General features: G+C 58.5%; 8 protein-coding genes. 7 read left to right on the top strand and 1 reads right to left on the bottom strand.

Annotated elements, in window-relative coordinates:
- Positions 1–386: 386 nt before the first annotated feature.
- From rhtA to BLS87_RS29960, 4 genes are all read left to right on the top strand, one after another.
- A complete protein-coding gene (gene rhtA, locus BLS87_RS29975; protein WP_074758530.1) occupies positions 387–1,271 on the top strand; it encodes a threonine/homoserine exporter RhtA in 885 nt (294 codons plus the stop codon).
- Positions 1,272–1,453: 182 nt separating this feature from the next.
- Positions 1,454–1,744: a hypothetical protein gene (locus BLS87_RS29970; RefSeq protein ID WP_074758528.1), complete on the top strand. Its 291-nt coding sequence runs from the start codon at positions 1,454–1,456 to the stop codon at positions 1,742–1,744.
- 257 nt (positions 1,745–2,001) lie between these two features.
- Complete coding sequence (locus tag BLS87_RS29965; RefSeq protein WP_074758526.1) at positions 2,002–2,742, top strand: SDR family oxidoreductase; 741 nt, start codon at positions 2,002–2,004, stop codon at positions 2,740–2,742.
- Between the two features lie 60 nt (positions 2,743–2,802).
- The gene (locus tag BLS87_RS29960) at positions 2,803–3,396 is read left to right on the top strand and encodes a 2-hydroxychromene-2-carboxylate isomerase (RefSeq protein ID WP_074758524.1); all 594 of its coding nucleotides are present in this window, start codon (positions 2,803–2,805) and stop codon (positions 3,394–3,396) included.
- 60 nt (positions 3,397–3,456) lie between these two features.
- On the opposite strand, the gene BLS87_RS29955 is transcribed toward BLS87_RS29960, so the two are convergent.
- Positions 3,457–5,265: an aminopeptidase P family protein gene (locus BLS87_RS29955; RefSeq protein WP_074758522.1), complete on the bottom strand. Its 1,809-nt coding sequence runs from the start codon at positions 5,263–5,265 to the stop codon at positions 3,457–3,459.
- A gap of 904 nt (positions 5,266–6,169) precedes the next feature.
- Between BLS87_RS29955 and BLS87_RS29950 the strand changes: the two genes are divergently transcribed.
- The 3 genes from BLS87_RS29950 to BLS87_RS29940 all read left to right on the top strand — a co-directional run bounded on the left by BLS87_RS29950 (position 6,170) and on the right by BLS87_RS29940 (position 9,722).
- Positions 6,170–6,955: a hypothetical protein gene (locus tag BLS87_RS29950; protein ID WP_208605223.1), complete on the top strand. Its 786-nt coding sequence runs from the start codon at positions 6,170–6,172 to the stop codon at positions 6,953–6,955.
- A gap of 82 nt (positions 6,956–7,037) precedes the next feature.
- Positions 7,038–8,159: a DegT/DnrJ/EryC1/StrS family aminotransferase gene (locus BLS87_RS29945; protein WP_074758518.1), complete on the top strand. Its 1,122-nt coding sequence runs from the start codon at positions 7,038–7,040 to the stop codon at positions 8,157–8,159.
- Positions 8,160–8,207: 48 nt separating this feature from the next.
- Positions 8,208–9,722 carry a lipopolysaccharide biosynthesis protein gene (locus tag BLS87_RS29940; protein WP_074758516.1) on the top strand — a complete coding sequence of 505 codons (1,515 nt, stop codon included), beginning with the start codon at positions 8,208–8,210 and terminating at the stop codon, positions 9,720–9,722.
- Positions 9,723–9,726: the final 4 nt, after the last annotated feature.

Raw genomic sequence — 9,726 nt, 5'->3', positions numbered from 1 at the left:
GAAGTTTTCAAAGTTTCCTTTGCAACTTCAACCACTTGCGCTTCGTTCGACTTACCGTCTCACGTCAGCGGGAGGCGAATTCTACAGCGTTACAATCTGCTGTCAACTCCTTTCTCACCGCTGTCGACTCAAGCATCTGAACCGAAGCGCTTCCTCGCCGCTTACTTCGTCCAACTCATTGATTCTCAAGGAGTTTTCCGTTTCGTCTGCGCCGGAAGTGGGGCGAATTATAGAGACATTCAGAGGGGCGTCAACACTTAATTTCACTTTCGGCAAATTCAGCTTAAAACAGGAACGTTGAGCAATATATTGCTCAGAAAGCCGTTCTTGAGCATCATGGCGGCCTTTGTTCCTGACTCTCACCGCCTGCGGATCCTTATAAAGCAATGAACGTAAAACAAAGCAGCCTGATTTCGGCCCTCCTTCCCGTTGGCATGCTGTTAATCGCCATGGCGTCAGTACAGACAGGCGCCTCCTTGGCAAAGTCACTCTTCCCGGCCGTAGGCGCTCAAGGCACCACGACCTTGCGCCTTATCTTCGCCAGCCTTCTCATGCTCTTGATCCTTCGCCCCTGGCGTACGACTTTCACGGCCAGCTCCCTGCGCACGGTGCTTATATATGGCATCGCCTTGGGCGGGATGAACTTCCTCTTCTATATGGCGATCCGCACCATTCCTCTCGGCGTCGGCGTGGCTCTGGAGTTCACCGGGCCACTGGCCGTCGCCCTGTTCCACTCACGCAAGATCACCGACTTCATCTGGATCGTACTCGCAGTGACAGGGTTGGCATTGCTGATCCCCATGGGTCAGGCAGACAGCCTTGACCTGACCGGCGCCTTATATGCACTAGGTGCCGGAGTGTGTTGGGCCGGGTACATCCTGTTTGGACAGAAGGCCGGGGCCGATCACGGCGTCCAGACGGCAGCACTCGGTGTAGTGATCGCGGCGGTCTTCATCGCGCCTATCGGCATTGCACATGCGGGCGGCGCCTTGCTCGACCCCTCTCTCATTCCTGTGGCGATCGGGGTGGCCATCCTCTCTACAGCGTTGCCCTATACCTTGGAGATGGTTGCACTGACTCGCATGCCGGTTCGCACGTTCGGCACACTCATGAGCATGGAACCCGCGGTGGGGGCGGTCTCAGGTTTACTGTTTCTGCACGAAAGCCTGACGCTGACCCAATGGTTGGCCATCGGCGCGATTATCGTAGCGTCTGCAGGCGCTACGCTGACGACGCGACCGGAACCCGCCGCTCTGATGCCCTCGGACTGATTGCTTTTTTCCGTTCGTTACACGATGTCACTAGCATTTGTAACGCTGTTGCGCCATGTTTACGCCCAAGCCCTCCTCCATTGCGGAGAACCACCCGGACGGGCATGACTGTTGGCTTCAGGCAAGCGAGCGAATTCAAGGCTAGAGACTGAGCGGATGACTCCGGTCAGGTAAGGAAGTGAATGAAGTACATTTTAATAATAATGGCAGTGCTGACCGTCGCCGGGTGCGCGGCCAACGCCAAGCCAGTCATGAGCAAACGAGGCCTGCATATCAATTGCTCCGGACTCTCGTCTTCTTGGGACAAATGCTACGAAATGGCGACCGAGTCCTGTGAGTCGAAGCAGTATCGGGTCATTGCCAAATCAGGGGACTCCGCAGAAGATCCCGGTGATTTCCCATTGGGGCTGAACCCCGCCGGCTATACCAGCCGCAGCATGATCATCATCTGCAAGAAACCGCAGAAGCCTTAATCCCGCGTCCTCAGTCCGTTGCTTCTGCCGACACAGCAGAACAACGGCTGGATTGTTGTGCCTATCGCCTATCCCCTTCCTGCACACACAGAGCCGCTTACCCCCTCCCTTGTCCAGCCGGCGTCTGCGGCCGAGTTCCCGATGCCTGCAGACCAAGGCTGAATCATCACATGCATTAGCCGGTTCACCCCGTGGACGCCTGAAGCCCCATAGCCTAACGTCCTTCAAGCAAACGACCGCTTGAACAAGGAAATGCAATGACCGTCGATACGAACAAGAAAAAGGTGGTTCTGGTCATCGGTGCAGGCGATGCGACGGGAGGAGCGATTGCCAGACGCTTCGCCCGAGAAGGCTATGTGGCGTGTGTCACTCGGCGCAGCGCCGACAAGCTGCAGCCGCTGGTGGACAGCATTCGGCAGGCAGGCGGCGAGGCGCACGGGTTCGCCTCGGACGCCCGCAAAGAGGAGGATGTCGTCGCCCTGATCGAAGAGATCGAGAATGACATCGGGCCCATCGAGGCCTTTGTGTTCAACATCGGCGCCAATGTGCCTTGCAGCATTCTGGAAGAAACCGCACGGAAATATTTCAAGATCTGGGAAATGGCCTGCTTCTCGGGCTTTCTCAATGCTCGCGAAGTGGCCATTCGAATGGCCAGCAGAAAACGCGGCACGATTCTTTTCACCGGTGCCACCGCCGGCCTTCGAGGCGCATCACACTTCGCGGCCTTCGCAGGTGCCAAACATGGCATTCGCGCGCTCGCTCAGAGCATGGCGCGTGAACTCGGACCCATGAACATTCATGTGGCGCATGTCGTGGTCGATGGCGCGATCGACACGGATTTCATCCGAACGCAATTCCCGGAGCGTTACGCGCTCAAGTCTGAGGACGGCATTCTCGACCCCGAACACATCGCCGAAAACTATTGGTACCTGCACCGTCAGCCGCGCGACGCCTGGACCTTTGAACTGGACCTGCGGCCATGGAATGAGCGCTGGTGAGAGGCCCCCGCCCTATCACCCATAACAACCTCACCTCTCTATAGAAGAAGGAAGCCGGCGATGAGCAAAACCGTGGAGTTCTACTTCGACGTGGGCAGCCCGACCAGTTACCTCGCGTACACGCAGCTTCAAAAGGTCTGTGATGAAACCGGCAGCACACTGAGCTTCCGACCGATGCTGCTTGGCGGGGTGTTCAAGGCCACGGGCAACGCCTCCCCCAATGAGGTCCCCGCCAAAGCGCGTTACTCGGTTATCGATCTCGACCGCTTTGCCAGTCGCTATGGCGTCCCGCTGGTGTTCAATCCCTATTTCCCGATCAATACGCTGAACCTGATGCGCGCCATCGTTGCCGTGCAGCGCCTGCAACCGGAGCGGTTCATTGAGTTCCTCGAGCTGACGTTCAAGGCGATGTGGATCGACGCCCGCAATCTCAACGATCCAGGTGTTCTGAGTACGACATTAAAGGAAGGTGGCTTCGACCCTGCGCAGGTGTTCGGCTGGGTCAACGACACGCAGGTAAAGGAAACGCTGAAAGCAGCGACCGAGGCGGCCGTTGCGCGGGGTATTTTCGGGGCGCCGAGCATGTTTGTCGGGAACGACCTGTTCTTTGGTCAGGATCGCGTCGACTTTGTAAGGGAAGCGCTCACCGCCTGATACCAGGTTGCGGGGAAGGCACGACATCGCCGCACAAGGCGGCGATGTCGTGAGACTCAATCAGACAGCAGCCGTGCGAGTGTTCAGCCATGCCAGCGGAGCACCTTCCAGCAGCGGGCTCAAACGTGCTTTGACCTCAGCGTGATAAGCGTTCAACCAGTCGCGCTCTTCTTGAGTCAGCACACTCACCTCGATGCAGCGGGTGTCGATCGGGCACAGCGTCAGCGTTTCGAGTTTGAGGAACTCGCCAAATTCGGTCTTGCCCGCCTCCTGATTGATCACCAGGTTTTCGATACGAACGCCCCACTGCCCCGGTCGATACGTGCCGGGCTCGATGGAGGTGATCATTCCCGGTTGCATCGCCGTCTGCGGCGTCGCCGGTGCCTGATAGGCAATGACCTGCGGGCCTTCATGCACATTGAGGAAATAGCCCACACCATGGCCGGTGCCGTGACCGTAGTTGACGCCCTCGGCCCAGATCGGCGCACGAGCGATAGCATCCAGCAACGGTGAAAGAATGCCGCGCGGGAAATGCGCGCGAGACAACGCGATCACGCCTTTGAGCACACGGGTGCAATCACGCTTCTGCTCGGCGGTCGGTGTGCCAACCGGCACCATGCGGGTGATGTCCGTGGTGCCGCCCAGATACTGGCCGCCGGAGTCGATGAGCAAAAGGCCGTCGCCTTCGATCTGTGAGTGCTCCTCTTGCGTCGCGCGATAGTGCGGCATCGCACCGTTGCCGTTGAAACCGGCGATGGTCGCGAAGCTCTGCGAGACATAGCCCGGACGCTTCGCCCGTGCAGCACTGAGCTTCTCGTCAATGGTCAGCTCGCTGACGGGTTCGTGACCCAGTGCCGATTCCAACCAGGCGAAGAATTCGCACAACGCGGCGCCGTCCTGCTCCATGGCCTGACGAATGTGAGCGGTATCCGCCGCGCTTTTCTGCGATTTGAACAGCGTCGTCGGGTTCAGTCCTTCGACCAGCGTCACTTCGCTGTCCAGGTAATCGAGCAGACCGCACGTCACCCGTGCCGGATCGACCAGCAGGCGCGCCTCACGCGGGACCTCGCGCAACGCCGCGCCGATGCTGGTGTACTCACGCAAGGTGATGCCTTCGCTCTCCAGCGTTTTACGCAATGCAGGGTTCACCTTTTCAGAGGCCACAAAGAGGCTGACGCTGTCAGGGCCGATCAGCGCAAAGGAAATGAACACCGGGTTATAGGAAACATCTTCGCCGCGCAGGTTGAACAGCCAGCCGATGTCATCCAGTGTCGCCAGGAAATGCCAGTCGGCGCCGCGCTCGGCCAATACCCCACGCAACCGGGTCAGCTTGTCGCTGCGCAGCTGGGTAGCCTGCGGGGCCACGTGCTCGTAAATAGCCTGGGTCGGCAGCGTCGGACGACCGTCCCACAGTTCGGTCAGCGGATCGAGGTCCGTGCGCAGCCTGGCGCCCTTCGCGTACAGATTGCTGGCCAGCGTGCGCGAAGACGCCACCGCCAACACAGCACCGTCGACGGCCACCACCGAGTCGGCCTTCGCCTGTTCGGCCAGCCATTCAAGCGGGCCGGGTTGCCCAGGCTGCAGTTTGACCAGCTCGATCCCGCTTCCTGACAGTTCTTTGGTCGCCTGCTCCCAGTAACGGCTGTCGGCCCAGACGCCGGCGAAGTCTTGCGTGACGATCAACGTCCCCACCGAACCGTGAAAACCCGACAGCCACTGCCGGCCTTGCCAGTAGCCTGGCAGGTATTCGGAAAGATGAGGGTCGGCCGACGGCACCAGCCAGGCATCGATACCTTCGCGACTCATCAGGGCGCGCGCCTGCGCCAGGCGTTGCGCCACCACTCCATTGGTTTTCGACTGCGTATTCATTGACTCTCCTGACCCGAAATGTGTGCGTCACAACGGCCAGATAATGGCGGACGCATCGTTCAGGAGCAACCTCGTACAGAACGTCATGGATGACAGGTACTAAAAGGACGAGCAGCACGGTTCGTACTCGCCCGAAAATCGACGACATAAACCTTCACTAAAAGTTGCGCGAGGACTTCATTGTTTTATTAAAGCCCCCCAATACTGGGTAAAACATAAACGAGACAGCTTCTTTATTACATGCATTAGGGCGCTCGGCACTTTTCAACTTTAACCCTTCAACTTACCCGTTCAATTAATGAGCGCCATAAAACCGATACTCCCCACCCGCGCCCGCTTTCTGGCGTTGGAAAAATGCCAATCCGTCATTTTTACGTGACTCATGGCCCTTACACAGGAGGCCATACAAAGCGTCAGCGCACCGTGATAGGGCGCTGATGGTTTTTTGACTGCTATATAAATCAATGAGTTAGATCGATAGAATTCCCGCTTATCAAAAATTTAACAGAATGTTGGCGAAATAATTTGACAGACACTGCGCCGCCGTCGATATATATGCCTGTCCATTGTTTTCTTGTTGTTAGCTGCGTAGCCGCAGAGCTGCGCGCAGAAGACATTGCGATTTCATCACTCTGTACCTGCCAACGAAGTTAATGAACACAACGGTGCGTTGCTGCGCCGGTGGGCAATTGTTGGCTGTAAGAAAATTTTCAAAATTACTGAAAGTGCTCGGTAGGGCGGTAGCTTTGCCCAACGACTTGATAAGGCAATCCTGTTCAAGCGTTCGACAGGCACCGTCCACTTCCGAAAAGAACGGCAGGATCTGCAGATTCGGGCGGTAGCGTGCCTGAGGCACTGAATCACCCTGCCGTGTCCTTCCCACGTGTCAAGAGGACGCGATGCAATGCCCCTATCATTCGACATGGATGAGCAGCTGGTACTCCGCCTGGCTGACGAAATCGATACCAACGGCTTTGCAAAACTGAGCGGTGCCGTCACTGATTCCGATCTGCAACAGTTACGCACCTGGACTGACGAGCAAGCGCAGAAACATCAGGGCGAATACTTTGCGTATCACGGCGAAGCGATGCTGGGGGAAAGCCTGCTGGCGAGCTACTGGGCTGACCCACGCTTCAAGTCGCTGCTCGCCGGCCTTTATAGGCACGCGGCACAGACCGACGCCCCCAGCGACCGAATCTTCCCGGTCCTGCGCTGCGTCCAGGGCAACCAAGGCAAACGCGAATCCAACAGCTTTCACTACGACGCCAGCCTGGTGACCGCACTTATTCCCGTGTTCATCCCGACCGAAGGTGAAGAGCGCGGTGATCTGATGCTGTTTCCCAATATTCGTCGCGTACGTGCCTGGGTGTTGTTCAACGTTTTCGAGAAGGCGCTGCTGCAGAACACCTTCACCCGGGGCTGGATCATCAAGGGCATGCAGCGCAACTGGCTCAAGCCTTACATCCTGCGCCTGGAGCCGGGCAACGTTTACTTCTTCTGGGGCTATCGCACCCTGCACGCCAACAAGCCGTGCGGCCCGGAGGTCAAGCGCGCGACGGCGCTGTTCCATTTCGGTGACCCACATACAGGAAGTCTGGCGACTCGCCTGATCCTCAGGATCAACCAGGGGCGGGCACGACGGATGAGCAACAAAGCCGGCAACCAGCCACCCGCTCCCACACAGAGCTAGCCCGGTTCGCACACGTTTCCGCCCCGAAAGCATGGCTGCCTCACAGAACGCCTTAAGCATTGCGTCAGAAATGGAGAATTCGATGATCAACGTAACCAAGACCTACCTGGGCGATATCGACAAGTTCAAGACTTACGTCGAAGGCATCTATTCCCGTGGCTGGCTGACCAACCATGGGCCGTTGGTGTGTGAATTGGAGCAGCGCCTCAAAGACTATCTGGGCGTCAAGCACGTCATCCTCACCAACAATGGCACCCTCGCCCTTCAGGTCGCCTACCGCGCTCTGGGCCTGAGCGGCAGCGCGGTGACCACGCCGTTCAGCTTCGTGGCCACCAGCAGCTCACTGCAGTGGGAAGGCATTCGCCCGATCTTCGCTGACATCGACGCGCAGACCTGGAACATTTCGCCGGAGCACATCGAAAGCCGCATCGTCTCGGACACCACGGCCATCGTCGGCACTCACGTGTTCGGCAACCCTTGTGCCGTAGAACGCATCGAAGAAATCGCCCGCCGTCGCAATCTTAAAGTGGTGTACGACGGCGCCCATGCCTTCGCCGTGCGTCACGCCGGGCAGTCGGTGCTGAACTGGGGCGACATCAGCACGTTGAGCTTTCACGCAACCAAGCTGTTCCACACCATTGAAGGCGGCGCGATCATCACCAATGACGATGAGCTCGCACGTCGCGTTCACCTGCTGTGCAACTTCGGCATCGTTGACGTCGACAAGATCGACGGCATCGGCATCAACGCCAAGCTCAACGAATTCTCGGCCGCAATGGGCCTGTGCATCCTCGACGACATCGAGAACATCCTTCAGCAGCGCGCGGAAATCGCTCACCGCTACACCACGCGTCTGGGCGATTACGTCGACCTGCAAAAGCCGGAAGACAACAGCCAGCTCAACAACAGCTACTACCCGATCGCCCTGAGCGACGAACAGCAGTTGTTGCGCCTGCGCAGCGCCCTGAACACCAACGGCATCAATCCTCGCCGTTACTTCTACCCATCGCTGGACACGCTGGAATACCTGCAACCGCAGGCGGCGCAAACCGCCTCGCGCTCCTTGAGCGAACGCGTGCTGTGCCTGCCGATCTACCCGGGCCTGCAACTGGAGGATCAGGAACGCGTGATCAACACCGTGATCGCCGAATGCAGTCTGGGCCGCGCGCCGTATCGCACACCGAACCTGGCACAGGTCATCTAGTACCCGGTTCCGGGAAGACGCATACGTTTTGGCGAGAAAGGACACCCCATGCAAACCAAACGCTCAGTCATACGCAACACTGCGTTGAGCTATGCAGGACAAGCCTACACGCTGCTGGTGGGCATCCTGATCATGCCGTTTTACCTCGGCCACATGGGTGCCGAGGCGTACGGCCTGATCGGATTCTTCTCGGTACTGCAGGCCTGGCTGCAATTGCTGGACGCGGGTCTGTCGCCAAGCCTGGTCCGGGCGGTGGCGCATCAACAAGGTGCCGACCTCGCCGACCGGCATTCGGGACGCCTGCTGCGTTCGTTCGAAATCATCTTCCTGCCGCTGGCGAGCCTGTGCTGCATCGCGATGTACCTGGGCAGCGACTGGATCGCGGTGCGCTGGCTCAATGCCAAGGAGCTCTCGACACAGACGCTGATCGAATGCATCTGCCTGATGGGCATCGTGATCGCGCTGCGTCTGTACTCAACGCTTTATAAAAGCGGGATTCAAGGCCTTGAACAACACGCCTGGCTGAACATCGCCAACGTCATCATCGCCACCCTGCGCTACTTCGGCGGGTTGTTTCTGGTGAGCACGATTTCCAGCGACCCGGTGCTGTTTTTTGAGTTTCAGGTGCTGGTGGGCGTGGTCGAAACAGTGATCTTCGCTGCCCGCGCCTACCAACAGATGCCGACACCCTCCTGGCTGACCGGCTTCGACTGGCAACTGGTCAAACCGATCATCCCGTTCGCAGCGAGCATGTCGGGCACGGCGGTGATGTGGATCGTGCTGACCCAGATCGACAAGGTTCTGCTGTCGGAGCTGCTACCGCTCAACGAGTACGGTTACTTCTCGCTGGTGGCGCTGATCACCACCGGCATCATGATGCTGAGCAATCCCTTGGCGCAGACGTTGTTGCCGCGCCTGACCGTGCTGATGGCCGAGGGGCGTCGCGACGATATGCACGCGTTGTTCCTCGCGGCCAACCGTTTTGTCTGCACCTTCCTGTTTCCGTTGGCGGCGCTGATTGCCTTGCACGCTCACGAGATGGTCTACGCGTGGTCCGGCGACGAGCCCGCCGCCGAATGGAGCCGCTCGGTGTTGCCGTGGTATTCGCTGGGCAGCGCGATCATGGCGGTCAGCGCCTTCCAGTTCTACTTGCAGTACGCCTACGGGCAGATGCGGTTGCACATCTGGTACAGCGTCGTTTCAGCCGTGATCACTTTGCCAACGATGTTTCTGGCAATTCATTACCAAGGCGCCTTTGGCGCTGCCATTGCCTGGTTCGTCTTGCGCCTGGTGTCGTTCGCCATCTGGCCCATGATCGTTCACCAGCGCCTGGCGCCGGGCATTCACAGCCTGTGGCTGCGCGACATCATCCGCATCAGCGTGATGACTGCCGTGGGCCTGGCGATCAGCGAACCTGTGTTACGCATGATCGCCAGTGAAAGCCGCATCAACACGTTTTTGGGTCTGGCCGTCAGCGGCCTGATCACGCTGATGGTGGTAGCAGCAAGCTACAAGCCACTGGTGACGAAGATTTCCGTCCTGTTCAGCAAACCGAGTCTCTAAACGA

Origin of the sequence: Pseudomonas abietaniphila, from assembly GCF_900100795.1 — a bacterium.
Classification (GTDB): Bacteria; Pseudomonadota; Gammaproteobacteria; order Pseudomonadales; family Pseudomonadaceae; genus Aquipseudomonas; species Aquipseudomonas abietaniphila.
The sequence above is the reverse complement of the archived record's forward strand: the minus strand, read 5'-3'. Positions and strand labels throughout refer to the sequence as shown.

What these genes read in the sequence shown, in the direction of transcription:
- BLS87_RS29940 (WP_074758516.1), top strand. Translation starts at nt 8,208, where the DNA reads ATGCAAACCAAACGCTCAGTCATACGCAACACTGCGTTGAGCTATGCA.
- BLS87_RS29965 (WP_074758526.1), top strand. Translation starts at nt 2,002, where the DNA reads ATGACCGTCGATACGAACAAGAAAAAGGTGGTTCTGGTCATCGGTGCA.
- BLS87_RS29955 (WP_074758522.1), bottom strand. Translation starts at nt 5,265, where the DNA reads ATGAATACGCAGTCGAAAACCAATGGAGTGGTGGCGCAACGCCTGGCG.
- BLS87_RS29970 (WP_074758528.1), top strand. Translation starts at nt 1,454, where the DNA reads ATGAAGTACATTTTAATAATAATGGCAGTGCTGACCGTCGCCGGGTGC.
- BLS87_RS29960 (WP_074758524.1), top strand. Translation starts at nt 2,803, where the DNA reads ATGAGCAAAACCGTGGAGTTCTACTTCGACGTGGGCAGCCCGACCAGT.
- rhtA (WP_074758530.1), top strand. Translation starts at nt 387, where the DNA reads ATGAACGTAAAACAAAGCAGCCTGATTTCGGCCCTCCTTCCCGTTGGC.
- BLS87_RS29950 (WP_208605223.1), top strand. Translation starts at nt 6,170, where the DNA reads ATGCCCCTATCATTCGACATGGATGAGCAGCTGGTACTCCGCCTGGCT.
- BLS87_RS29945 (WP_074758518.1), top strand. Translation starts at nt 7,038, where the DNA reads ATGATCAACGTAACCAAGACCTACCTGGGCGATATCGACAAGTTCAAG.